This is a genomic window from Bifidobacterium asteroides (genome assembly GCF_003202755.1).
In the GTDB taxonomy this organism is placed as follows: domain Bacteria; phylum Actinomycetota; class Actinomycetes; order Actinomycetales; family Bifidobacteriaceae; genus Bombiscardovia; species Bombiscardovia asteroides_F.
Genome location: NZ_QGLK01000001.1, coordinates 429,745 through 454,463, shown reverse-complemented (window position 1 = coordinate 454,463; position 24,719 = coordinate 429,745). Strand labels below are relative to the sequence as shown.

The 24,719-nt window shown below is 62.9% G+C and carries 17 protein-coding genes; 1 reads left to right on the top strand and 16 read right to left on the bottom strand.

Features of this window, described 5'->3' with window-relative positions; all coding sequences use genetic code 11:
* Window positions 1-69 precede the first annotated feature (69 nt).
* The 4 genes from DKK74_RS01735 to DKK74_RS01720 all read right to left on the bottom strand — a co-directional run bounded on the left by DKK74_RS01735 (window position 70) and on the right by DKK74_RS01720 (window position 9,807).
* Entirely contained in the window at window positions 70-4,230 is a 4,161-nt protein-coding gene (locus tag DKK74_RS01735) for a DNA-directed RNA polymerase subunit beta' (RefSeq protein ID WP_110412483.1), read from the bottom strand.
* Between the two features lie 88 nt (window positions 4,231-4,318).
* A complete protein-coding gene (gene rpoB / locus DKK74_RS01730) occupies window positions 4,319-7,885 on the bottom strand; it encodes a DNA-directed RNA polymerase subunit beta (protein WP_045935092.1) in 3,567 nt (1,188 codons plus the stop codon).
* A gap of 194 nt (window positions 7,886-8,079) precedes the next feature.
* Window positions 8,080-8,727 carry a hypothetical protein gene (locus tag DKK74_RS01725; RefSeq protein WP_146210524.1) on the bottom strand — a complete coding sequence of 216 codons (648 nt, stop codon included), beginning with the start codon at window positions 8,725-8,727 and terminating at the stop codon, window positions 8,080-8,082.
* A 45-nt stretch (window positions 8,728-8,772) separates the two neighbouring features.
* A complete protein-coding gene (locus DKK74_RS01720) occupies window positions 8,773-9,807 on the bottom strand; it encodes an A/G-specific adenine glycosylase (protein WP_375537547.1) in 1,035 nt (344 codons plus the stop codon).
* A 111-nt stretch (window positions 9,808-9,918) separates the two neighbouring features.
* Here DKK74_RS01720 and DKK74_RS01715 point away from each other — a divergent pair, with 111 nt between their 5' ends.
* Window positions 9,919-10,578, top strand: coding sequence for a tRNA (cytidine(34)-2'-O)-methyltransferase (locus tag DKK74_RS01715; protein ID WP_110412481.1), 660 nt, complete (start codon window positions 9,919-9,921; stop codon window positions 10,576-10,578).
* 15 nt (window positions 10,579-10,593) lie between these two features.
* Here DKK74_RS01715 and DKK74_RS01710 read toward each other — a convergent pair whose 3' ends face one another.
* The 12 genes from DKK74_RS01710 to DKK74_RS01655 all read right to left on the bottom strand — a co-directional run bounded on the left by DKK74_RS01710 (window position 10,594) and on the right by DKK74_RS01655 (window position 24,696).
* Window positions 10,594-11,958, bottom strand: a complete 1,365-nt coding sequence (locus tag DKK74_RS01710; RefSeq protein ID WP_110412480.1) for a PFL family protein — start codon at window positions 11,956-11,958, stop codon at window positions 10,594-10,596.
* A 10-nt stretch (window positions 11,959-11,968) separates the two neighbouring features.
* Window positions 11,969-12,241 (bottom strand): ACT domain-containing protein, encoded by a 273-nt coding sequence (locus DKK74_RS01705; RefSeq protein ID WP_015021435.1) that lies wholly within the window; start codon window positions 12,239-12,241, stop codon window positions 11,969-11,971.
* Between the two features lie 117 nt (window positions 12,242-12,358).
* Window positions 12,359-13,621 carry a galactokinase gene (galK, locus tag DKK74_RS01700; RefSeq protein ID WP_110412479.1) on the bottom strand — a complete coding sequence of 421 codons (1,263 nt, stop codon included), beginning with the start codon at window positions 13,619-13,621 and terminating at the stop codon, window positions 12,359-12,361.
* Window positions 13,618-14,901 carry a galactose-1-phosphate uridylyltransferase gene (gene galT / locus DKK74_RS01695; RefSeq protein ID WP_110412478.1) on the bottom strand — a complete coding sequence of 428 codons (1,284 nt, stop codon included), beginning with the start codon at window positions 14,899-14,901 and terminating at the stop codon, window positions 13,618-13,620. Before galT ends, galK begins: the two co-directional genes overlap by 4 nt.
* An 82-nt stretch (window positions 14,902-14,983) precedes the next feature.
* A complete protein-coding gene (locus tag DKK74_RS01690; RefSeq protein ID WP_254476886.1) occupies window positions 14,984-15,859 on the bottom strand; it encodes a DeoR/GlpR family DNA-binding transcription regulator in 876 nt (291 codons plus the stop codon).
* A gap of 219 nt (window positions 15,860-16,078) precedes the next feature.
* Window positions 16,079-16,822, bottom strand: coding sequence for a polyprenol monophosphomannose synthase (locus DKK74_RS01685; protein ID WP_110412476.1), 744 nt, complete (start codon window positions 16,820-16,822; stop codon window positions 16,079-16,081).
* An 8-nt stretch (window positions 16,823-16,830) separates the two neighbouring features.
* A complete protein-coding gene (locus tag DKK74_RS01680) occupies window positions 16,831-18,183 on the bottom strand; it encodes an NADH:flavin oxidoreductase/NADH oxidase (protein WP_110412475.1) in 1,353 nt (450 codons plus the stop codon).
* Between the two features lie 88 nt (window positions 18,184-18,271).
* On the bottom strand, window positions 18,272-20,548 hold the full coding sequence (locus tag DKK74_RS01675) for a transglycosylase domain-containing protein (protein ID WP_258334406.1): 2,277 nt from the start codon (window positions 20,546-20,548) through the stop codon (window positions 18,272-18,274).
* A gap of 41 nt (window positions 20,549-20,589) precedes the next feature.
* Window positions 20,590-21,309 (bottom strand): Crp/Fnr family transcriptional regulator, encoded by a 720-nt coding sequence (locus tag DKK74_RS01670; RefSeq protein ID WP_110412474.1) that lies wholly within the window; start codon window positions 21,307-21,309, stop codon window positions 20,590-20,592.
* A gap of 124 nt (window positions 21,310-21,433) precedes the next feature.
* Window positions 21,434-22,681, bottom strand: a complete 1,248-nt coding sequence (locus DKK74_RS01665) for a lipoate--protein ligase family protein (RefSeq protein WP_110412473.1) — start codon at window positions 22,679-22,681, stop codon at window positions 21,434-21,436.
* On the bottom strand, window positions 22,663-23,055 hold the full coding sequence (locus DKK74_RS08795) for a TM2 domain-containing protein (protein WP_258334405.1): 393 nt from the start codon (window positions 23,053-23,055) through the stop codon (window positions 22,663-22,665). Before DKK74_RS08795 ends, DKK74_RS01665 begins: the two co-directional genes overlap by 19 nt.
* 597 nt (window positions 23,056-23,652) lie before the next feature.
* Complete coding sequence (locus DKK74_RS01655; RefSeq protein WP_110412472.1) at window positions 23,653-24,696, bottom strand: 3-isopropylmalate dehydrogenase; 1,044 nt, start codon at window positions 24,694-24,696, stop codon at window positions 23,653-23,655.
* Window positions 24,697-24,719 lie beyond the last annotated feature (23 nt).

Here is a 24,719-nt window from a genome sequence, read left to right as displayed (position 1 = left end):
CCTGCAGCCGAATCCTCGAGGTCGGATCATCCGGCCCAGAGGATCTGCGGCTACTGGTCGTGCAGGCACTCACTGGTTGGAGTGCTGATCCTCCGAAGAGGAGAAGGTGGCCGAACCAGGCTGCTGGGACGGCTTCTGATCGGAGTCACTGCCATCGGCGGCATCCGAGGATCCCGCGCCTGTGGCAGCCGTCTGATCGCCAGACTCAGCTGACGGATCCTGCACGTTGGGGGTGTCCAGATGGCTCTGGCCGCCCTGGTCGTTGAGGAAGTCGTCCGGGTTGAAGTCGTCGCCCAGCTTCAGATCCCCGAAGTCGATGTTGGAGAAGTCCACATCGTTCAGGTCGGCGTCGCTCAGGTCCACGTCGCCGCCACCCAGGCCGAAGTTGGGGTAGATGGTGTCGCGGATGGCCTTGTCGGGCTCCACGGTGGCGTTGCGGTACCTGGCCAGGCCGGTGCCGGCCGGGATCAGCTTGCCGATAATCACGTTCTCCTTGAGGCCCTTGAGATCGTCGACCTTTTGGTTCAGGGCGGCCTCGGTGAGCACGCGGGTCGTCTCCTGGAAGGAGGCGGCCGACAGCCAGGAGTCGGTGGCCAGGGAGGCCTTGGTGATGCCCATGAGTTCAGGACGTCCTGCGGCCGGCTTGCCTCCGGCCTTGACGGCCTTCATGTTGGCGGCCTTGAACTTGGCCTGGTCGACCAGCTCGCCGGGTAGCAGGTCGGTGTCGCCCGAGTCGATGACCGTAACGCGGCGGAGCATCTGGTGGACAATGACCTCGATGTGCTTATCGTGGATGTCCACGCCCTGGGAGCGGTAGACCGTGTGCACCTCGTTGACGATGTTCACCTGGGCGGCGCGCGGGCCGAGGATGCGCAGGATCTTCTTGGGATCCACGGAGCCCTCGATCAGCTGGGTGCCGGCCTCGACGTGCTGTCCGTCCTTGACCATCATGGGCGCACGGCGGGTGACCGGGTAGGTCAGCGCCTCCACAGAGGTGTCGTCCGGGGTCAGGGTCACCTGACGGCCGCGGTCGGTGTCCTCCACCTTGACGGTTCCGGGGAACTCCGCGATGGGAGCCTCGCCCTTGGGGGTACGGGCCTCGAAGAGCTCGGTGACACGGGGAAGACCCTGGGTGATGTCGGAAGCCGAAGCCACGCCGCCGGAGTGGAAGGAACGCAGCGTCAGCTGGGTGCCGGGCTCGCCGATGGACTGGGCAGCCACAATGCCCACGGCCTCGCCCACATCCACCAGCTTGTTGGTAGCCAGGGACCAGCCGTAGCACTTGGCGCACACCCCGCGGGTGGACTCGCAGGTCAGGACCGAGCGGGCCTTGACCTCCTCCACGCCGTGGGCGACCATGTCGCGCAGCACATCCATGGACAGGGCGTCGCCGCGCTTGTAAAGCACGGTCTTGCCGTCCTTGGGGTCGATGACATCGGCGGCCAGGAGCCTGGAGTAGGGTCCGCCGTCGGCGGCCTTGACCAGTACCAGGTTGCCCTGCTCGTCGCGCTCGGCCACCTTCATGGTCAGACCGCGCATGGTGCCGCAGTCCTCCTCGCGCACGATCACATCCTGCGAGACATCGACCAGACGACGGGTCAGGTAGCCCGACTCGGCGGTACGCAGTGCGGTGTCGGCCAGACCCTTGCGGGCGCCGTGCTGGGAGATGAAGTACTCCAGCACCGACAGGCCGTCGTGGTAGTTGGACTTGACCGGTCGAGGGATGATCTCGCCCTTGGGGTTGGCCACCAGGCCTCGCATTCCAGCGATCTGACGGATCTGCATCCAGTTGCCTCGTGCCCCGGACTGGACCATGATGTTCACGTTGTTGTCCGGAGTGAAATGCTCCTGCATGGCATCAGCCACCTTGTCGGTGCACTCGGTCCACAGGTTGATCAGCTCCTGGCGGCGCTCCTCGTCGGTCAGCAGACCCATGTCGTACTGGGAGTTGACCTTGGCGGCCTGCCCCTGGTACTCGTTGACGATCTCGCTGCGCTCGGGCGGCACCACGATGTCGGAGAAGGCCATGGTCACGCCGGACCACTGGGCCCTGGTGAAGCCCAGATCCTTCAGGGCATCCAGGGTGGCCGCCACCTGGGCGGTCGAGTACCGGGTGGCGATGTCGTCCACGATGCCGGACAGCTTGCCCTTGGGTACCTGCTCGTTGATGAAGGGGTAGTCCACAGGCAGCGTCCGGTTGAACAGAACCCGCCCGTAGTTGGTGGCGAAGAGCCTGGAGCCGTCCTTGAAGACCTCTTCCTTGACCACATCGGGGCTGCCGGGCTCAGGGTCGACGACCTTGAGGTCACCAGGCTCCCAGTTCCTGGGCATGACGAAGTCGGCAGGGACCCGCAGCAGGATCTTGGCCTGCATGTCGATCTCGCCCAGGTCCAGAGCCATCCGGGCCTCGGCCAGGCTGGAGAAGATCCGGCCCTGGCCCTTGGCGCCGTCAACCACGGTGGTCAGGTAGTACAGACCCAGAATCATATCCTGGGAGGGCATGGTGACCGTGTGGCCGTCGGCGGGCTTGAGGATGTTGTCGGAGGCCAGCATGAGGGAGCGGGCCTCAGCCTGGGCTTCTGCCGACAGGGGCAGGTGGACTGCCATCTGGTCGCCGTCAAAGTCGGCGTTGAAGGCCGCGCAAGCCAGCGGGGGCAGGTGGATGGCCTTGCCCTCGACCAGGATGGGCTCGAAGGCCTGGATGCCCAGACGGTGCAGCGTAGGCGCACGGTTGAGCAGGACGGGGTGCTCGGAGATGACCTCCTCCAGCACGCCCCAGACCTCGGGATCTCCACGGTCGACCAAACGCTTGGCGCTCTTCATGTTCTGCGCGTAGTTCAGGTCCACCAGCCGCTTGATGACGAAGGGCTTGAAGAGCTCCAGGGCCATGGGCTTGGGCAGGCCGCACTGGTGCATGCGCAGGGAGGGCCCGACCACGATCACGGAACGGCCGGAGTAGTCCACACGCTTGCCCAGCAGGTTCTGACGGAAGCGGCCCTGCTTGCCCTTGAGCATGTCTGCCAGGGACTTCAGGGGACGGTTGGAGGCTCCGGTGACGGGGCGGCCACGACGGCCGTTGTCGAAGAGGGAGTCCACAGCCTCCTGGAGCATGCGCTTCTCGTTGTTGAGCATGATCTCGGGTGCGCCCAGCTCGATCAGACGCTTGAGCCTGTTGTTGCGGTTGATGACGCGCCGGTAGAGGTCGTTCAGGTCGGAGGTGGCGAAACGGCCGCCGTCCAGCTGCACCATGGGGCGCAGGTCGGGCGGAATGACCGGGACGACATCCAGGACCATGGCCTCGGGCTTGTTGCCGGTGTTCAGGAAGGCGGAGACCACCTTGAGCCGCTTCAGGGCACGGGCCTTGCGCTGGCCGGAGCCGGTGTCGATCTCGTGACGGAGCTCCTTGGCGGCACCCTCCAGGTCGAAGTCCTGCAGACGCTTCTTGATGGCCTCGGCGCCCATGCAGCCCTCGAAGTAGTCACCGTAGCGGTCCTGCATCTCCCGCCACAGATCAACGTCACCCTCCATGTCGCCGGGCTTCAGGGTCTTGAAGCGGTCGAAGACGGCGGTGATCCGCTGAATCTGGTCGTCATAGCGCTTGCGGATGGCGGTCATGTCCCGCTCGGCCCCGTTGCGCAGACGGGCCTTCATTGAACTTTTGACCTCGTCGGTCTTCTCCAGCTCAGCCAGGTCCTCCTCCAGCTTCTTGGCGCGCTTGTCGATCTCCAGGTCGCGCTTCTTCTCCAGCTGGGAGATTTCATTGTCGAACTCGTCCTGCAGGTCGGGCAGGTCCTTGTGACGCTGCTCCTCATCCACCTTGGTGACCATGTAGGCCGCGAAGTAGATGACCTTCTCCAGGTCCTTGGGCGCGATGTCCAGCAGGTATCCCAGCCGGGAGGGCACGCCCTTGAAGAACCAGATGTGGGTGACGGGGGCGGCCAGCTCGATATGGCCCATACGCTCGCGGCGGACGCGGGAGCGGGTGACCTCCACGCCGCAGCGCTCGCAGACGATCCCCTTGAAGCGCACGCGCTTGTACTTGCCGCAGGCGCACTCCCAGTCGCGGGTGGGTCCGAAGATCTGCTCGCCGAACAGGCCGTCCTTCTCGGGCTTCAAGGTACGGTAGTTGATGGTTTCCGGCTTCTTGACCTCGCCATAGCTCCAGCCGCGGATGTCATCGGCCGTGGCCAGTCCGATTCTCAGTTTGTCAAATGCATTGACGTCCAGCACTCTGTGTCCTGTCTCTGATCTTGTAACTGCTCTGAAGTTTGCCTCTTGGCGGGATGCCCTTCAAGCGGGCATCCCTGTGACTGGTAGTTCAGCGGTACTCCGGCTCGGGAGCGGACTGGTCGGCCTTGGCGGCGGCGTCCGGGCGGGCGCCGATGTTGAAGCCCAGGTCGTCGGAGGCGGCGCTCGGGTCGTCGTCCTCGTCCTTCATCTCGATCACGTTGCCTTCCGCGTTGAGCACCTCCACGTTCAAGGAGAGCGACTGCATCTCCTTGAGCAGCACCTTGAAGGATTCGGGGATGCCGGCCGCCGGCAGGTTCTCCCCGCGCACGATGGCTCCATAGGCCCGGACGCGGCCGTCCACGTCGTCGGACTTGGTGGTCATCATCTCGTGCAGGGTGTAGGCGGCGCCGTAGGCCTCCAGGGCCCAGACCTCCATCTCGCCGAAGCGCTGGCCGCCGAACTGGGCCTTGCCGCCCAGGGGCTGCTGGGTGATCATGGAGTATGGTCCGGTGGACCGGGCGTGGATCTTGTCATCGACCAGGTGGTGGAGCTTGAGCATGTACATGTAGCCCACGGAGATGGGCTTGGTGAAGGGCTCGCCGGTGCGGCCGTCGTATAGTACGGCCTTGCCGTCGTCGCCCACCAGGCGCTCGCCGTCACGGTTGGGCAGGGTGGTCTTGAGCAGACCGTTCAAGGCGTCCTCACGCACGCCGTCGAAGACCGGGGTGGCCACGGCGGTGCCGGGCTCGGCCTTCTCGGCACCTGCCGGGATGTGCTTCTTCCACTCGGCCTCCAGGTCGGGATCCAGACTGATGTCCCAGCCGGAGTGGGCGATCCACCCCAGGTGGAGTTCCAGGACCTGTCCCAGGTTCATACGCGAGGGCACGCCCAACGGGTTGAGCATGATGTCGATGGGGGTGCCATCGGCCATGAAGGGCATATCCTCCTCGGGCAGGATCCTCGAGATGACACCCTTGTTGCCGTGACGGCCCGAGAGCTTGTCGCCCTGGGTGATCTTGCGGTGCTGGGCGATGTAGACCCGAATCATCCGGTTGACGCCGTTGGGCAGCTCATCGCCGTCCTCCTCGGCATCCTCGCGGGTGACCTCCTTGACCTCGATGACCGTGCCGGTCTCGCCGTGGGGCACCCGCAGGCTGGTGTCGCGCACCTCGCGGCTCTTCTCGCCGAAGATGGCTCGCAGGAGCCGCTCCTCGGGGGTCAGCTCGGTCTCGCCCTTGGGGGTGACCTTGCCGACCAGGATGTCCCCGGCCTCGACCTCGGCACCGATGCGGATGATGCCGCGCTCGTCCAGGTTGGCCACCGCATCCTCGCCCACGTTTGGCAGGTCCCGGGTGATCTCCTCAGCGCCCAGCTTGGTCTCGCGGGCGTCGGTCTCATACTCCTCGATGTGGATGGAGCTCAGGGTGTCGTCCTGTACCAGCCGCTGGGAGATGATGACGGCATCCTCGTAGTTGTAGCCGTTCCAGGGCATGAAGGCCACTAGGACGTTCTTGCCCAGGGCCATCTCGCCCTTCTCGGTGGCAGGGCCGTCAGCCAGGACCGTGCCGGCCTCGACCCGCTCCCCGTCCTTGATCAAGGGGACCTGGTTGTAGCAGGTGGTCTGGTTGGACCGCTGGAACTTGGCCAGCTTGTATGAGGACTGGGTGCCGTCATCATTCATGACGCGGATGATGTCGGCGGAGACGTAGGTGACCACGCCCGGTTTCTCGGCCAGGATGACATCACCCGAGTCGATGGCGGAGCGCCACTCGGAGCCGGTGCCCACCAGGGGACGCTCGGACTTGACCAGGGGGACGGCCTGACGCTGCATGTTGGTGCCCATCAGTGCTCGGTGGCCCTCGTCGTGCTCCAGGAATGGAATCAGGGAGGCGCCCACCGAAACCATCTGCCGGGGGGAGACATCCATCAGGTCCACCTGGGAGACGGGCACATCCTTGGCCTCGGCCTCGGCGTCACGCACCAGGGCCTCGTCCTCGACGAAGTGTCCGGTCTCGTCGATCTCCTGGTTGGCCTGGGCGATGGTGTGCTCGGACTCCTGGTCGGCGGTCATGTAGACCACGTCGTCGGTCACCTGGCCATCGATGACCTTGCGGTAGGGGGTCTCGATGAAACCGAAGGGGTTGACCCGGGCGAAGGTTGCCAGGGAGCCGATCAGGCCGATGTTGGGGCCTTCAGGGGACTCGATGGGGCACATGCGTCCGTAGTGGGAGGGGTGCACATCGCGCACCTCCATGGAGGCGCGGTCGCGGGACAGGCCGCCGGGGCCCAGGGCCGAGAGACGACGCTTGTTGGTCACGCCGGCCAGCGGGTTGTTCTGGTCCATGAACTGGCTCAGCTGGGAGGTTCCGAAGAACTCCTTGATGGTGGCGTTGACCGGGCGGATGTTGATCAGGGACTGCGGGGTGATGGCCTCCGCGTCCTGGGTGGTCATCCTCTCACGGACCACGCGCTCCATACGGCTCAGGCCGGTGCGCAGCTGGTTCTGGATCAGCTCGCCCACCTGACGGATGCGGCGGTTGCCGAAGTGGTCGATGTCGTCCACGTCCACCCGCAGTTCGATATCCTTGCCGTCGCGGCGTCCGGGGAAGGTCTGCCCGCCGGCATGCAGGGTCACCAGGTACTTCAGGGTGGCGATGATGTCCTCGGGATGCAGGCTGCGGTCGTTGAAGTCGGCCTCAAGACCCAGCTTGCGGTTGATCTTGTAGCGGCCGACCCGGGCCAGGTCGTAGCGCTTGGTGTTGAAGTAGAAGGAATCCAGCAGGTTGCGGCCGGCCTCGGGCGAGGCTGTGTCCGCGGGCCGGATCTTGCGGTAGAGGTCGGTCAGGGCCTCGTCCTGGGTCTCGATGGTCTCCTTCTCCAGGGCGTCCAGCACCAGTGGATAGCCCTTGAAGGCCTTGCGGATCTGCGGCTTGGTCATGCCTATGGCCATGAGGAAGACGATGGCGGACTGCTTGCGCTTGCGGTCCACGCGCACGCCCAGCACATCGCGCTTGTCGATCTCGAACTCCAGCCAGGCGCCCCGGCTGGGGATGATCTTGGCCCCGAAGATCTCCTTGTCGGAGTTGCGGTCCTGGGTGCGGTCGAAGTAGACGCCGGGAGAGCGGACCAGCTGGGAGACGATGACGCGCTCCGAGCCGCCGATGATGAAGGTGCCGTGGGGGGTCTGCAGCGGGAAGTCGCCCATGAAGACGGTCTGCGACTTGATCTCGCCGGTGTCCCCGTTCTCGAACTCGGCGTTCACGTACAGGGGGGCGGAGTAGGTGTAGTCCTTCTCCTTGCACTCCTGGACCGTGTGCCGGGGCTCCTCGAAGTAGGGATCGGAGAAGGTCAGGCTCATGGTCTGCGCGAAGTTCTCGATGGGAGAGATCTCCTGGAAGACCTCATCCAGGCCGGAGACGGGGGCCACGGTATGGGTCCCGTTGACCCGATCCTCCTCGACACGCTTCTTCCAGCGGTCATTGCCGACCAGCCAGTCGAAGCTATCGGTCTGCACGCCCAGGAGGTAGGGCACCTCGATGGGTTCGCGGATGGATCCGAAATTGACACGATCGGTGGCCTTGTGCAGTTTGATGTCGTGTTCGTCAGCGCGTGCCTGCGTTGCGGTGGTACTACTTACAGCTTTATTGGCAGCCAAAATGGACGTTCCTTATCGCTCGCCGTACTCGATCATTCCTGTTACCCCAGGGAGATGCCGAATGGCCGCCATATGCCTATTCGCGGGCATCTCCTCGATGATGCATGCCCGCTATATGACACACCTCATGCAAAGACAAAACTATAGCAGGCAAAGGACCTGGACGCAATCGGCGTGTCGTCTTGGAAAAGCTGCTATTGAATCATGATCGGCACTGACTGGGAAACCACGTGCGAATCGGCCTTGAGCACCAGCTTGGCATGGTAGGAACCGGCCTTGACCCTGAGCAACTTCTGGTCTGGCTGGCAGCTGTCCTGACTCCTGTCGGCATGCCAGGTAATGGTCTGCACGTCCTTGTCTCCTGTGGCCATGAGCAGGGTGCGCGCCCCAACCGGGCAGGCATCGGAGCGCCAAATGGTATCCTGACCGCTGGTGATGACGAGCACACGGCCGCCGTCGGAACCATCCACCAAACATGAGCCCGTTCCCTTGTGACGAATGGTTGCCGTAAAGTCGATGGACCCGCCGACCTCAGTGCTGGGATTAGGTGCAGCCAGCTCCAGAGCCAGATCCCCCTTGTTACAGTCAGGAGCTCCGGAGGAACGCTTCTTGCCGGCGTCCTTCTTCTGATCTTTGCCCTGCTTGTCCTTGTCCTTGGTTTTGGTCTTTGCGTCCTGCTGGGCGCTGGTCGAGACTCCCTGGCCCCCATCGCCTCCGCGCAGTGCTCTGATGCCGGCCCCCACGCCCCAAACCAGGCCAGCACAGACCAGCAGGAAGAGCACCGCCAGCAGGGCTGCCGCAATCCTCCGGCGACGATACATCCGCCGCTTCTTTTCGCTCATGCGTCGCTTGGCCATACTTTCCCAGTCTAATCGACAGGGCAGCCTTCACTGCGGCAGACTTAGGCTGCCGTTCTGGCCGATCTCCAGAAGGCCGTCCTCGTCCAGGGAGGCGATACACCGATCAAGTCGGATTTCGTCCTCGCACAGGTGTCTCAGGTCCTCCTTGGAGACGGGCTCGCCCGAAGCCTGCCGTAGGGCCTGAAGAATGGCACCGCGTACCTGCCGGTCGGTGCCCGCGAAGCGCTGCCGGGGCCTGGTTCTGCCTACGCCTAGACCGGGCATTCCGGCCTTGAGAAAGCGGCAGTGGCCGGCCAGAGGACAGATATCGCAGGCCGGCTTGCGGGCGATGCAGACCGTGGCTCCCAGCTCCATGACGGCCTGGTTCCATCGGGCCGAGGGCGGCTCCCGCCAGGCTGCCGACCTGACCTTCGGATCAGCAAGTCCCAGACGCCCACTATCTTCCTGGGCACCGCCGTCCTGAACACCGACATCCTCCGGCCCTCCTTCGTCGGCGCTAACAGGCTTCTGCTCTCCGTCCTCAGGCAGGACCTGCCAGGCCAGCTGGCGCTCCTCTCGGCTGGCAGCGCCACCGGTGGATTCACGCCCCAGAAAGACCCTGGAAAGCACCCTGCGAATATTGGTGTCGATGACGGCGATCCGCTCGCCGTAGGCAAAGCTCATGACAGCGCTGGCTGTGTAGTCGCCGATGCCAGGCAGGGCCACCAGCTGGTCGTAATCCCGGGGCAGCCGGTCTGCATACTGGCCGGCCACCTGCTGCGCGCACTCCTGCAAGCGCAGGGCTCGGCGCGGGTAGCCCAGTCGGCCCCAGGCCGTGATGACTTCAGCTTTGGGTGCGGCAGCGAGGGAGGCCGCATCCGGCCAAACCTTCATCCAGGCCACCCAGTAGGGCACCACCCTGCTCATCTGGGTTTGCTGGCTCATGACCTCGGATACCAGGACCCCCCAAGGCGTGGTTCGCCCAAAGCGCCAGGGCAGGTCGCGGGCATATCGGCTCCACCAGTCGAACAGCCTCAGGCGGATAGGCTCAATCTCCGCCGAGGCCGTTTCCGCGTTCTCCATGGTCACACCGCCCTTCGCCATCCGATTCTGCCTCATTCAACCGCCGTATTCTGCCTGACGGTGCCGACCGATGTTCCCTTACCTGTCGTTTGGCGACGGTAGGTTGGCCTCATGAACAGGCAGGAGCAGGAGCAGGAGCGGTCCGACGACCCATCGAAGGCTGTCGAAAGCATGTACGAGTACGGATACCGCAAATCGAATTATGGTCCGGATGAACTGGTCACCGACGCCCACGGCAACCCCATCTCGGTAGTGGACGCCATGATGAAGGCCGAGCAGGCCAGCCGGGTGAAGACCTCCACACCCCACCTGTGCTACTACTCGCCGCGGATCCCCGGCAACACCGGCTCGGCCATCCGCCTGTGCGCCGTGACCGGCACCATCCTGCATCTGATAGAGCCCCTGGGCTTCAACCTCAAGGACACCAAGTTGCGCCGGGCCGGCCTGGACTACCATGACATGGCCCACGTGGTCCTGCACCCGGACTTCGACGACCTGGTCCGTTCCATGCCCGGCAGCCGGATCATCGCCTTCACCGCCCACGCCGACAAGCTCTACACCGAGGTCAACTACCGGCCGGACGACATCCTCCTGTTCGGCCCCGAGCCGGGCGACATCCCCGACCCCATGGACATTATGGCCGGCCCTCACGTGGCCGAACAGGTCAGGCTGCCCATGCGGCCCAGCCTGCGAAGCCTGAACCTGACCAACTGCGCTTCCATAGCCATCTACGAGGCCTGGCGGCAGCTGGGATTCCAAGGCGGCCGCTGAACCCCGCGAGCGCACTCAGTTCTTGAAGCTGTGGATGGGAGCCGGGATGTGTCCGCCCCGGTTGATGAAGTCGGCACATGAGCGGGTATTGACAGGCACGACCGGCCCGCCGCCCATGAGCCCGCCGAACTCGGCCCACTCGCCCACCTGCTTGCCGATGACAGGAATGACCCTGACTGCTGTAGTCTTTTGGTTGATCATGCCGATGGCCGCCTCGTCGGCGATAAGGCCGGAGATGGATTCCGCAGAAGTGTCCCCGGGGATGGGGATCATGTCCAGCCCCACCGAGCAGACGCAGGTCATGGCCTCAAGCTTCTCCAGGGTCAGGCTTCCCTCTTGCGTAGCCTGGATCATGGCGGCATCCTCGGACACGGGAATAAAGGCTCCAGACAGCCCTCCCACCGAGCTGGAAGCCATGATGCCGCCCTTCTTGACCTGATCGTTGAGGATGGCCAGGGCCGCAGTGGTCCCTGGGGCGCCCACCTGCTCCAGACCCATGGTCTGCAGGACTTCGCCCACCGAGTCCCCCACCGCAGGGGTGGGCGCCAGGGACAGATCGATGATTCCGAAGGGCACATCTAGACGACGGCTGGCCTCCTGGGCTACCAGCTGACCCACCCGAGTGATCTTGAAAGCGGTCCGTTTAATGGTCTCGCAGAGCTGCCCGAAGTCCGCTCCCTTGGCTGATTCCAAGGCCGTCTTGACCACGCCGGGGCCGGAGACCCCCACGTTGATGACGGCCGACCCCTGGCTAACCCCATGGAAGCCACCGGCCATAAAGGGATTGTCGTCCGGAGCGTTGCAGAAGACCACCAGCTTGGTGCAGCCAGAGCTGTCCGAGTCGGCAGTGCTCTCGGCGGTGGCCTTGACGACCCGGCCCATGAGGGCTACGGCATCCATATCGATGCCCGTTCTGGTGGAGCCCACGTTGACGCTGGCGCAGACCCGTTCCGTCTGGTTCAGCGCCCTGGGCAGGGACTTGATCAACAGTCGCTCGGCCGGGGTCATGCCCTTGCCGACCAGGGCCGAGTAACCACCGATCAGGTTGACGCCGACCTCCTGGGCCGAGCGATCCAGAGCCTTGGCCACGGCCACATAGTCCTCCACGGTGTGACAGGCTCCGGCGGCTACCAGAGAGATGGGGGTGACGGTGATCCGCTTGTTGACGATGGGAATGCCGTATTCGCGGGCAATGGAGTCCCCAGTGGACACCAGATCGCCAGCCAAGGAAACGATCCTGCGATGGATGTTCCGGCAGAGCATGTCCACATCTTGACTGGCGCAGTCCAGCAGGCTGATGCCCATGGTGATGGTGCGTACGTCCAGACGCTCCCGATCGATCATGTCGTTGGTCTCCAGGACCTCGTCACGTGTGATCATGGCTGCCTCCTCAGACCCGGTGCATCCTGGTAAAGATCTCCTCGCGCTGGCAGCGGATGGAGACTCCGATGTCCTCTCCCAAAGATTCCATCCGCTGGCTCAGTGCATCGAAATCATCCCTACAGGCGGTGCAGTCCACGATCATCATCATGGTGAAGAAGCCGTCCAGAATGGTCTGCGAGATATCCAGCACATTGACACCTTGCTGGGAGAGGTCTGTGCAGACCTTGCCAATGATGCCAATGGCATCCTTTCCCACCACTGTGATGATCGCCTTGTCCATGACCGTCCTCCTCATCCACCTCGCCCTTGACCGGACCCCCTGAAAACCAGGACCCCGCTCCCCCCAGCTTAGAGGAGCGCCGGGAGAAGCGGGGTCGTAGAGGTCTGCAGTCTGGGTTCACGATTCGCGCGCAGCCGCCGAGGATGGCAGGGCGATCAGGGCCCTGGGGGCCTTGAATCCCTTGGAGGCGAATCGTTCGGCGATGTCACGGGCAAGATCGGAACCCTTGCCTGCGTCAGCCAGGGCGATGATGGATCCGCCGAATCCGCCGCCGGTCATGCGAGCTCCGTAGGCCCCGCCCTGGCGTGCTGCGTCCACGGCCTCATCCAGCTCCGGGCAGGTGACCTCGTAGTCGTCCCTAAGGGAGTCATGGGAGGCATTGATCAGACGGCCGGCCAGGACGTAATCGCCTCTGCCGAAAGCCTCGACGAAGCGGTCCACCCGTCCTATCTCGCTGACCACGTGGCGGACCCGCCGACGCATGGTCTCATCGGGCAGCTGCTCCAGCAGGGCAACCAGGGCGGACGGGCGATCTGCAGCCCCATTGACCTGGTCTGCCACCTGGCGCAGGTTGGCCACCCCCAGCAGATGCGCAGCCTGCTCGCAGGCGGCCCGCCGCTGATCGTATTGGCCATCGTTGAGCTGGTGCTGGGCCCTGGTGTCGACGACCAACAGCTCCAGGCCCGCAGCCTGCAGGTCGAAGGGGACCTGCCGCACATTGCTCATGGCGTCCAGTTCCGGCCGGCAGTCCAACCGCAGGGCGCAGCCGGATCGACACCGCATGGCAGCGCTCTGATCCATGCCACCGGTGGAGGCTCCGGCCATATCGTTCTCCGCAGTGATTGCGGCCTGGATCAGTCTGACCCGGCCAGCCTCGTCACCACCCAGTCCCAGACCGAACAGATCATCCAGGGCCAGAGCCACGGCACAGGTCATGGCCGCCGAGGAGCTCAACCCGGATCCCACCGGCACGCAGGAGGCCAGGGCCAGATCGAACCCTCGAACCTGGGGGAAGCCATCCCGCTGCAGGGCCCAGGCCACGCCGACCGGATAGGCTGCCCAGCCGCTCACTTCCCGGGCCTGAAGACCATCCAAGTCAGCCTGGACCGGATTCTCCGGATCCATGCTGGAGACCAGACGGACCCGGCTGTCCGTCCTGGGGCTTGCAGCCACATAGGTACGATTGGGCAGGGCGATGGGCAGGCAGAGACCGGCGTTGTAATCCGTGTGCTCGCCAATGAGATTAACCCTACCGGGGGCGCTCCAGACGCCCTGGGGATCCAAGCCATAGACCTTTTGGAAGAGCTCTCGGGCCTTGGTGGCCCCTTGGCCGTCAGCACCCTGGGTCCAGGGCTGTATGAATTCGACTGTGGTCGTCATTGATTCTCTCCCTTCTCCAGATCCAAGGGCCCCAGCTGGCGGAAACGGTCGGCAATCCGCTCGGGGGTGGTGTCTGAAACCCAGGCGGCCATGCCCGACTCAGACCCGGCAAGATACTTGATTTTGTCCACGGCACGACGGAAGGAGAAGAACTGCAGGTTGAGCCGGTAGTCCTCCCGTCGCGAATCGTGCAGCGGGGCCTGATGCCAGGCGGCGATGTAAGGCAGGTCCATCCCCTTGCCGTCGCCCTTGTCGAAGAAGGCGTTGCCCCGCTTGAGCAGAGTAGAATACATGACAGCCAAATCCCAGCGCTCCTGGTCGTTCAACTGGTCCAGGCTCAGGATCCCGTCGCGCACAGGGGCCATGTGGACTTCCAGGGGCCAGCGGGCAGCGGCGGGCACATAGGCCACCCAGGTGGCGTTGCGGAAGACGACACGTCGACCGGAGTCCAGCTCAGCCTTGAGAATGTCCGCCAGGAGGTTGCCGCCGGTGCGTTCCTTGTAGTCGGCGCACTGCCTCAACTCCTGCTCCAGCCGGGGTGCGATGAAGGGATAGCAGTAGATTTGTCCATGGGGATGGGCCAGCGAAACGCCGATCTCCTGGCCGTGGTTCTCGAAGGGAAAGATCTGTTCGATGCCCTCCATGGCCGAGATCTCCGCAGTCCGGAAGGCCCAGGCTTCCACCACCGTCCGCAGACGGGAGACCGGCAGATCGGCAGGGAGTGCGTGCTCGTCAGGATCGAAGCAGACCACCTCGCAGCGTCCGTTGGCCTCGCGCACCGGCCATAAGGGGTTACCGTCCACCAGGGAGGACTGGTCGACCGCCTGCGTATTGGGCACCTGCATCATGGAGGGGAAGCGGTTCTCGAAGACTGCCACGTTGTAGTCCACATCGGGAATCTCTCCATCTTGGTAGGGATCTCCAGGCTTTCTGGCGGCCAGGGGGTTACCCTTGGCGGTGGCCTGCGGGCCGGCAGTGATGGGCCGGTTCATCCGGGCTGTGGCCATGGGGATCCAGTCTCCAGTCAGAGGATCCCGGCGCATCTGCGGCGGTTGGAAGGGCACCGTCCTGCCCTCCTGATCCTGATGGGGAGCAAAGCGGTCGGTCAACGGACGAGGATCGTCCAGGCGCCTGGTCCTGCGACCGGAGACGTACTCGGGATCATCATCCAGGTAGAAGAACCGACGTCCGTCGGCCAGCCTGGTGGGGGTGATGCGAATGTGCTCTCTGGCGTAGTCGCCGGGAACATACCGCTGGGGGACATACTGCTCTGACTTCATGCTGCTCCTTCATCGTCCGTGATGATTGACAATCCATGGCAACCCGCTATGGCAACCGGCGCATCCTTGGGTGGCTGCTTGCTCATCCGGCATGGTCCGCGTCCCCGGCCTCAGGCCCGGACCCGCCGGAGGACCCGTCATGAGCCTGGCCTTCCTCGGGGTTGACCGGCACCAGAACCAGCCGCTTGACCAGGGACCGGGTGGCCTCGGCCGACTCATGATCCAACTGGTCGTCGGTGATGACGGTGTCCACCTGGTCGAAGGAGGCAAACAAGGACAGGGAGGTGCAGCTCCACTTGGTGTGGTCGGTCAGAATGATGGTCCGATCGGCGATGTCCATCAATGCCATATCCGTAGCCGCCTCCAGGGAGTTGGGCATGAGGAAGCCGCGGGGTATGGAGACCGAGTGGGTACCCAGAAAGACCGTGTTGACCCGCAGGGAGGCGATGACCTTGTCTGCAATGGGGCCGACCAGGGAGTTGGACCGGGTGATGACGCCGCCGGTGACGATGACCTCCACGTCCTTGCTCTCCATGGCCTGAACCAGTTCGGCCACGGGTATGGAATTGGTCAGCAGGGTCACGCCGGCGCACTGACGACTCTCCAGCAGATGCTGGGCGAATACGTAGGCCGTAGTCCCGCCGCCGATGGCGATGACGTCGCCCGGTGAGACATAGTCGATGGCGCGACGGGCGATGGTGTCCTTGAGACCCATGTCCATCTGTGACTTGACCGAGAAGAGCGGCTCAGCCAGAAGCGAGCTGGTGGTGACGGCCCCTCCGTGGACCCTTTTGAGCAGGCCCTTGTCCGCCAGGTCGGCAATGTCCCGGCGGATGGTCATGGCGGAAACGCCCAGCTCCTTGGAGAGGGCGGTTATGCGGACTGCGCCACGAGTACGCAACCGGTTCAGTATCAGGTGTTGGCGTTGTGACGATATCATTCGAACATTATCGCACACATTCGCCCAAATTGGCAAACCGACCTTTAGTCTACGGTCGCTGCTCAAAAGCAACGGCCAAAAATCGGTATTTCTTAGATAACCGGACCATTCTTCCATATACCAGAGGCCTGCCGCGGCTATTACAGAAATCTGTCAGCCAAGGTGAAGTCTGTTTTCAAGACTTCAACAAAGGCCTGCAAGGTCGCTTATAAAAGCGAACACGAATATAACCCAATGTCAAGTTCGACGGGGCAGCCGTTCAAGTCCCCACAGAGTCACCTGGGCCATGGCCTCCAGAACAATCCCGGCATCCATCTTCGAGCTGCCGCGAACCCGCTCCACGAAAACTATAGGGACTTCGACTACGCTCAGGCCCATGGCCTGGACTCGACGCAGCATATCCACCTGAAAGACGTAACCGCTGGATCGGACCCTTCCCAGATCGATCCGCCTGAGCGCGTCCGCTCGATAGACCCGCAAGCCGGCGGTCATATCCCGCACGGATGACCCCAAAGCAGTGCGGGCATACCAGGATCCCGCACGCGATATCAGATCCCGATACCAGGGCCAATGTTGCGTTCGGCCTCCGCGCACCCGGCGCGAGCCGATGACCAAACCCGGATGTGCATCACCTCGGGCCACAGATAGCATTCTGGCCAGATCCTTGGGCCTATGGGAGCCGTCCATGTCCATCTCGCAAATCAGGTCATAACCTTGCTCCAGCGACCAACGGAACCCCTGCACGTAGGCTGGACCCAGCCCACGGCGGGAATGGCGATGAATGACATGGACGCGAGGATTGCGCCTGGCCATATCCTCGGCAATGGCGCCGGTACCGTCCGGCGAGTCGTCGTCGACGACCAGGACATCGACTTCGGGGCAACAGGCCAGTAGCTGAGGAAGGGTCACCCCGATGTTGTCGGCCTCCTGATAGGTGGGCATGACCACAATGGTCCCCGCTCCGCCGCGAACAGCTTCCATGGCTGCTCTTAGCGGGCGATGCCGTAGGCCCCGCGCCGGTAAGGCTCAGGATAGGGGGTCTGCTGAGCGGACAGCCCCAGTTTGTAGGCGGCCCTGAGCGGCCAGTAGGGGTCGCGCAGACTGGCTCGGCCGATTTCGACCGCGTCGGCCAAGCCCTTGCGTACAATCCGGTCGGCTTGCCTGGGCTTGGTGATCAGCCCCACCGCCGTAGTGGGAATCAGCACTTGGCTCCGCACCTGATATGAGAAGGGCACCTGATAGTTGGGAGCGGCAGGAATCTCCACACCTGGCACCAGACCTCCAGTGGAAACGTCAATCAGGTCCACACCGTGCAGCTTGAGCACCTTGGCAGTACGGATGGTCTCGTCCAGGCCCCATCCGCCAGTGGCCCAGTCGGTGGCGGAAATGCGCACCAGCAGGGGCATGCCCGAGGGAATGACCTCGCGCACGGCATCGGTCACCTGAATCAGCAGACGCATCCTGCCGGACAGGTCGCCCCCGTACTCATCATTGCGTCGGTTGATCAGGGGATCAAGGAATTGGGAGAGCAGGTAACCGTGAGCGGCATGCAGCTCCACTCCCAGGAAGCCGGCCTGGACGGCTCGAACGGCGGCAGAGCGGAAGTCAGCCACAATGGAAGCTATCTGAGCCCGCGAAAGCTGGACCGGGACAGCCATCTTCCCGAAGGCGATGGGGCTGGGACCTACGGGCTGCCAGCCGCCCTCAGCCACGGGTACAGTGGCGTTGATATAGCCCATGGAAGAGCACCCGGAAGAGCCCTTGCGCCCCGAGTGATTGAGCTGGACGACAGGAACCGCTCCAGCGGCCTTGACATCCCGGACGATGCCCTGCCAGGCCCTGGTCTGTTCGTCGTTCCACAGCCCTACATCGCAGGGTGAGATCCGCCCCTGGGGATTTACAGCCGTGGCCTCACCGATAACGACTCCGAAGCCACCCAGGGCACGAGACACATAGTGCTGATAGTGGAAGTTGGTAGGAACTCCGTCGTGCCGCAGGACCGAATAGGTGTCCATGGGCGGCAACCAAATCCTGTTGCGGATATGCTGGTCGCGCAGTTCCATGGGCTGGAAGAGCGCAGGCAGCACCATCTCCCGCTTTTTTCCTGATTTTGCTTTCCGGGCCTTTTTGACTCTTTTGGCCTTCTTGGACGATTTGATCCCCTTGGCAGCCTTGCCAGTTTTCTTCTTTTCGTCAGCACTATCCGACCCTGAGGACCAGATCGGTTTGGACACATCCAACCTGCCAGAGCCACTTACCGGCCCCGGCATTGCCTGATCCACATTGACCCGGCCGTCGGCCCGAGGGGCCTTGTCATCCAGCTCTGAATATTCCTGGACCATCAGTTCCTGCCTCTCCCGACGGGCGACCGTACCCCTCCTGGTCCGCCCGTCGACGAATCCCTAATGGTCTCTATTGTAGGCACAGGCCCTAGTCCTCTGGAGAATTCACCGTCTGTGATTGGTCCGGACTGGTCGCTTGATTCCCTTGTTGTCCCCCTTGCCCTTGACGATAGGTCTGCCGCTGTCTGCCCGTGGACCGTTGCTGGGACGGCTGAAGCTGCTGGACTCCGCCGGTGAACCGGGGATCGGGATTGCCGTAGGAGTTGTCCGGCTGGATATTGGCTGCGGCCAGGTAGGTATTCATGAAGTCCTTCCAGGCCGGAGTGGCAATATACATGCCATACCAGGTGTGCATGGACCTTCCGTTGATGGTCCTGTTGGTGAAGGAGACCTGACCCTCCGCATTGCCCACGGTGACGAATGCAGCCACCTGGGGCACGAATCCGCCAGTCAGCATGTACTTGTCCTCGTGGGTGCCGGTCTTGGCGAAGGTCTTGCGTCCCCCGTCCAGCTGGGTCGTGGACGCCTCGCCTCCTGGCTGGACAACGCCCTGGTTGAGTGCATAGGCGGTAGTCTCGGCGATACCCGGATCGATGGCCTGATGGCAGTTGGCCTTGGGTACCTTGACGGACTTACCGTTCTTGTCAATCACCTTGGTCATGGCTATGGGGCTGCATGCCACTCCCTTGGCGGCGATGGTGGCGTAGACGTTGGCCATGGTCAGCGGGGAAGCCTGGACCGCACCGATGACCATAGGCGGCTGGAAGGTATTGACCGAGTGGATGTCCATCTGATCCTTGGGCGAATTGTGGTAGCCCATGTCCTTGGCCGTATCGGCTATGGTGCACAGACCGATCTGCTGGGCCATGGAGGCTTGGGTGGTGTTGTGTGAGCGCACCAGACCCTGCAGGGGGGTCTCCGGCGAGGTGGTGCCGCCGCCCGAGTTCTCCACATGCCAGCTGGCGGTACCGAACCCGTAGGGGGTGCCGTCCGCCATCTTGCAGGCGAAGGAGGTCTGCGGGTAACTGGTGGAGGTGCGCAGGGACTGATTGATGGATTTGCCGGCCTTCATCCAAGACACCAGGTTGATGGGTTTCCAGGTGGATCCCACTGGGAATCCCCAGCCGCCGCCGTCGACCTGATCCACGGCATAGTTGATGGCCGTGCGTGTGCCGCCTCCCGAATTCTGGGTGGCATCGTAGATGCGGTTGATACCGAAGCCCAGGACCTCGCCGGTACCTGGGCGGATGGAGGCTATCGTGACTTCGAAGCCGCTTCGATCATCCACGGGGATGGTGTCCCGGGCAGCCTTCATGGCTGCGGCGTTGGCGTTGACATCCATAGTGGTGTAGATATCCAGGCCACCCTCCTTAAGGAGCTTGTTCCGCTCCTCCTGGCTCTTGCCGAACTCCTTGGAGTTAAGGATCTGCTTGGTCACATAATCACAGAAGAAGGCTGCGTCTCCAGCCGCCTGACAACCGGCATCGACCGACTGCACATGGAGCATCCGATCCAGAGGCTTGGCCTTATTTTCGTCATATTGGCGCTGGGTGATGTAGTTCTCCTGGCGCATCAGATCCAGGACGATGTCCCGCTGCTCCTGGGAGGCCTTGACATTGACGGTGGGGTCAAAACGGGCGGGATTCTTGGTCACGGCGGCGATGGTGGCGGCCTCGCCCGGGTCCAGGTCCTTGGCCGACTTGCTGAAGTAGCGCCTGGCTGCCGACTCGACCCCGTAGACGTTGGTGCCGAACTGGGCGATGTTCAAATACCCTTGAAGAATTTCAGCCTTCGAGTACTTCTTCTCCATCTGCACCGCAATCAGCATCTCTCGCATCTTGCGGGCTATGGTCTCCTCCTGGGCGTGGTACTCGGCGATGGGGTCGTTGTTCTCCTCAGCCTGGCTCATGAGCACATTCTTGACATACTGCTGCGTCAGGGAGGAACCGCCCTGGGTGTCGCCCTGTTTGATGTAGGTCTGGATGAAGGCCCTGAGCACGCCCTGGGTGTCCACGCCGGCATGCTCGAAGAAACGGCGATCCTCGCGGGCTACTACAGCCTTCTGCATGTAGTCGGAGACATCCTTGATAGGCACCACGATCCTGTTCTGTGCATAGAATGTGGCGATGACTGTATGCCCGTCTGAGGCGTAGAGGCGGGACTGCTGGGGCAGATCGTTGACATTGAAGTCGATGTTGTCCGTCTTCAGGGCAGGCATCAGATTCCTGGAGGCGGCGTTGATACCGAAGACAGCGGGAAACAGGAAACCAGAGACGACCACGCCACCTGCGACGCAGAAGATGAGGTAAGCCAGCAGCAGCGTGAAGAAGCGCCTAACCGACATGGATTTCTTTTGTTCGGGCATGGTCTCCATCCTAGGCCGTCGGCTCTACCGAGCAGTGGCGTTCACATGCGCGAGCGTCGAATTAGCGGTCCCGGCTGGAAAATGATGATGGTGCGGCCCTTACGAGAGATCCATCCCCGGTTGGAGAAGTCCATCAGGGCCTTGTTGACAGTCTCCCGTGAGGCGCCAACCAGCTGTGCCAGCTCTTCCTGAGTCAGATCGTAAGGAACCATCAACCCTTGCTCGAAGGGTTCGCCGAAGCGTGTGGCCAGATCCAACAAGGTTTTGGCCAGGCGGGCAGGCACGTCCAAGAAGACCAGGTCGGAGATACGCTCGTTGTCGGTCCGCAGGCGGTGGGCCAGCACCTGAAGCATGTCCACAGCCACCTTGGGATGCTGGTTGAGCCAGTCGAAGAGGGTATCGTGGTCCAGAGCCGCCACCTTGGTCTTGTTGACCATGACCACGGCCGAGGCTGTGCGCGGCCCGCCGGAAGGGTCAAAGACGGGAATCTCTCCCAGGATCTCCCCGCGCCCATGGATGCTGAGCAGCTGGATTCGGCGGTCGGGCGACTGGCGGACCAGTTTGACCCGGCCCTCCTCCAGCAGATACATGTGGTGATCGGTGTCCCCCTGTCGAAAGACAGTGGAACCCTTGGCGAACGTGGACTCATGCATGGTGTCCAAAAGCTGATCGGCATCCTGCCTGGGAACTTGTTTGAATAGGGCGGTCTGCCTGAGGGCGTTCCCATCATCGGGAATCTCATTGGGCTTGTGAACCGCCATACTCCGCACTCCTTTTCGCCATGTCTGGCGGGTCTGCACCGACTCACGCATGGTTGATGACCTCACGCCGGGTTCGACGCGACTGAGCACGATTATACCCACACGCATCAACCCCCTCGCCTGGTCAGGAGATCTGGGCGGTCCATTCCTCACGGCCGTAGCGCCGCCTGGCCAGGGTGCGGGCCCGTTGCTCAACCTCAGGCGCAGGACTGGATGTGCGCAGATCCTCTACCAGGGAGGGCAGGGTATCCAGAAGAGCATCGATCAAGGATTGACGGGACAGATTGGTCTGCCTGTCGATGGGATCCACCCGACTTCTGACCGAGGTCACAGCCTTGTCATGGAACTTCTCCGGGTCCACATTGAGCACCTGTGCCATCAGATCAGCATCCACAGAATAAGAGAGCGTGGTGTGGTGGAGCAGCCCGCCCGGTCCGCGGGAACCTGCTGGCAGCCTGCGCTGGGCGGCGCCCCCCATCTTGCCCCGCGGGGAGGCGATGTCATTCATACCCTGCCAGCCGGCCTGAATCCCTTGCATGCGCAGACCACGAACCAGCCAATAGTCACAGATACGGTAGGAGTCGATCAGGTCGATCTCCTTGACGAAATCCAGGGGCAAATAGAGGGAATAAGTAATGGCCCGGTCGGGCTGAATGATCATGGTCCCACCTCCGGTGCATCGGCGGACCAGGGTAAAGCCCAGACTGCGTGCCAGCTCGACGTGGATCTCCCGGCTCAGGGACTGGAAGCGCCCTAGGATCACCGCCGGTGCCGCCCAGTTCCAGATGCGCAGGGTAGGCGGCAACTGACCCTGGGCCACGGCGTCATTGAGAGCCTGGTCCATGGCCATCTGCATGACCGGCTGACGTGGACGGTCCCTGATCAGGTCCAGCTTCAGGCCAGACCAACGGTGGAGGCATTCAGCCTCGTCCGGCTGCACCTGCCTGGAAGAGGTCTGGTCCGGAGGTGACGGCGGTTGGTCGTACCGCCCTTGTCTGTGGATGACTAGCCCAGCCGGCAGAGCACGCTCCAACGCGATCACCAGGGTCCATGGGGACACGCCAACTACTCGCTGACCCTCCCCGTCCGCCATGACCCTGCCCAGCCTTTCCAGAGCCAAATCAGGATCCAAGGGCAACGAAATGTCGCAGATTGCGGATTCCAACCGGGATACTGGCCCATGATCCCCTTCGGATTCCTGGGCTACTGTCGGGACTGGCTCCGTGAAGAAGTCGCCGTCGATCCTGCATGAGTCGATGAACGGACGGGAGTCGGATCCCTGGCCCAGTGTCAGGGTTACAGCCGCCAGTTTGCCACCCGTCTGCTTCCCGACGCCGCGCAGACGGACCGGCTTCAATCCGTCAGCTCCCATCCGCGAGCGTCACGATGCCAAAAGGATCCGGAAGAGGATGTCAGAATCAAAATGCCTTCGATTAGCCCCCAAATTATGGCGATGGTCGGCCCAATGAAGAAGAAAAGGAAGCCAATCAGGGTGAGCATAAGCTGAGCCACGCCCCGGCCGGTCCTGCCCAGGTAGAAGTTGCCCACACCAAAGCAGCCCAGAAAGATACTGAGCAGACCGGCTGCCAGCTTGCTATGCGGGGTAGGCGATATCGGGTAGGCTCCCCTGCCGTTGGGCATTGCCCCGGGGTACCCGCCCTGGGGCATGCCCGGGTAGGGCCAGGGCATGGAACTCTGCGGCGTATACTGCCCGCCAGGATACTGATTGCCGGGATACTGGCCCATCGGGTATTGATTGCCCGGGTACCCACTTGGTGGGTATTGGCCAGCCGGATACCGGCCGGGATAACTCGATCCCGGCTGATAGAGCTTTTGTGGATTCTGACCGCCAGGATACTGTCCAGCAGGATATTGCTGGCCGGTTGGGTATTGTTGACCAGCTGAATAACCGGTGGTCGGATACTGATTAGGCCGGTAGGGCCCTGCCTGATAGGCCCCTGGATATTGGCCGCCATTCTGAGGGGCAAACGGGTATCCGGCATTGTCTCTCTGACCAGTTGGATACCCGCCATAAGGGTTTTGTCCGGAGGAATACTGACCAGTCTGATACGGATTCTGATTCACTCCACCAGCATCATAGCCAGCAGGACAGTCTGGATTCTGTCGCTGCCCGTCTGCTGCACCTGGACCAGACTGGCCCGGCTGCCCTGCTCCAGCAGGTGCATTCCCACCGGCAGAAACCTGATGTTCGGGCGGTACCTGCGGGGATGGTGAGGGGCCGAAACCAGGATTCCCTGTCGGCGTATCGCTAGACTGCCGGTCTTCCGGCTGAGGGGCATGATCCATAGTCATGCACTCCAGTCTAGCCGCCATCCGGCCCGATTACAGCCGGGCCAGTATATCCTTGCCGATCTGCTCCGTGCTCCGCTGGGTGGAGCCGGAGCGTTCGATATCGTCCTCCACGGCCCGTTCGATGCTGGCCGCCTCACCCTCAAGGCCCAGATGATCCAGAAGCATTCCCGCCGAGAGGATGGCCGCCGTAGGGTTGGCGATCCCCTTGCCAGCTATGTCGGGGGCGGACCCATGGATGGGCTCGAACATGGATGGGTAGGTCCCCGAGGCGTTGATGCAGCCGGAGGCCGAGTAACCCACGCCCCCCACTACAGCTCCCGCCTCGTCCGTGAGGATGTCGCCGAAGAGGTTGTCAGTCACGATCACGTCGAAGCGGCTGGGCTCAGTCACCAGGAATATGGTGGATGCGTCGATGTGCAGGTACTCGCGCTCCACGTCGGGATACTCCTCGCCCACCTGGTCGACCAGCCGCTGCCACATGTCTCCCGCGTTGGTCAGCACATTCTTCTTGTGGACCAGGGTCAGGCGGCGGCGACGCTTCATGGCCAGCTGGAAGGCATAGCGGATGACCCGTTCCGCCCCGTAAGCCGTGTTGATGGAGACCTCGGTGGCCACCTCCTGAGGAGTGCCCCGGCGAATGGAGCCGCCGGCCCCGGCGTAGAGCCCCTCAGTGCCCTCACGCACGACCACGAAGTCGATGTCGCCCGGATTGGCCAAGGGCGACACCACGCCCTTGTAGAGCTTGGAAGGCCTCAGATTGACGTATTGATCCAGTTCGAAACGCATCTTAAGCAGCAGTCCGCGCTCCAGGATGCCGGCCTTGATCCGGGGGTCGCCAATGGCCCCCAGGAGGATGGCATCCTGCTGTTTGAGCCTGTCCAGATCCTCGTCCGGCAGAACGGCTCCATCACGAAGGTAACGCTCAGCGCCCAGATCGAAGTCCTCATAACGGATATCAGCCTTACCCCGGGTCACCTTTTCTAGGACGGCTTGAGCCTGGGGAACGATCTCCTTGCCGATGCCGTCACCGGCAATGACCGCAATGTGATATGTTTTCTGCTTGCTATTTGTCATACCCCGAGCATAACGAGCCTGCC

Bases quoted from the DNA above. Each gene is read 5' to 3' on its own strand.
- DKK74_RS01720 (WP_375537547.1), bottom strand. From the start codon at position 9,807: ATGGAGAACGCGGAAACGGCCTCGGCGGAGATTGAGCCTATCCGCCTG.
- DKK74_RS01680 (WP_110412475.1), bottom strand. From the start codon at position 18,183: ATGGTCCAGGAATATTCAGAGCTGGATGACAAGGCCCCTCGGGCCGAC.
- DKK74_RS01675 (WP_258334406.1), bottom strand. From the start codon at position 20,548: ATGCCCGAACAAAAGAAATCCATGTCGGTTAGGCGCTTCTTCACGCTG.
- DKK74_RS01670 (WP_110412474.1), bottom strand. From the start codon at position 21,309: ATGGCGGTTCACAAGCCCAATGAGATTCCCGATGATGGGAACGCCCTC.
- galK (WP_110412479.1), bottom strand. From the start codon at position 13,621: ATGACGACCACAGTCGAATTCATACAGCCCTGGACCCAGGGTGCTGAC.
- DKK74_RS01715 (WP_110412481.1), top strand. From the start codon at position 9,919: ATGAACAGGCAGGAGCAGGAGCAGGAGCGGTCCGACGACCCATCGAAG.
- DKK74_RS01725 (WP_146210524.1), bottom strand. From the start codon at position 8,727: ATGAGCGAAAAGAAGCGGCGGATGTATCGTCGCCGGAGGATTGCGGCA.
- DKK74_RS01685 (WP_110412476.1), bottom strand. From the start codon at position 16,822: ATGGAAGCTGTTCGCGGCGGAGCGGGGACCATTGTGGTCATGCCCACC.
- DKK74_RS01665 (WP_110412473.1), bottom strand. From the start codon at position 22,681: ATGGGAGCTGACGGATTGAAGCCGGTCCGTCTGCGCGGCGTCGGGAAG.
- DKK74_RS01655 (WP_110412472.1), bottom strand. From the start codon at position 24,696: ATGACAAATAGCAAGCAGAAAACATATCACATTGCGGTCATTGCCGGT.
- DKK74_RS01705 (WP_015021435.1), bottom strand. From the start codon at position 12,241: ATGGACAAGGCGATCATCACAGTGGTGGGAAAGGATGCCATTGGCATC.
- DKK74_RS08795 (WP_258334405.1), bottom strand. From the start codon at position 23,055: ATGGGCCAGTATCCCGGCAATCAGTATCCTGGCGGGCAGTATACGCCG.
- DKK74_RS01710 (WP_110412480.1), bottom strand. From the start codon at position 11,958: ATGATCACACGTGACGAGGTCCTGGAGACCAACGACATGATCGATCGG.
- galT (WP_110412478.1), bottom strand. From the start codon at position 14,901: ATGAAGTCAGAGCAGTATGTCCCCCAGCGGTATGTTCCCGGCGACTAC.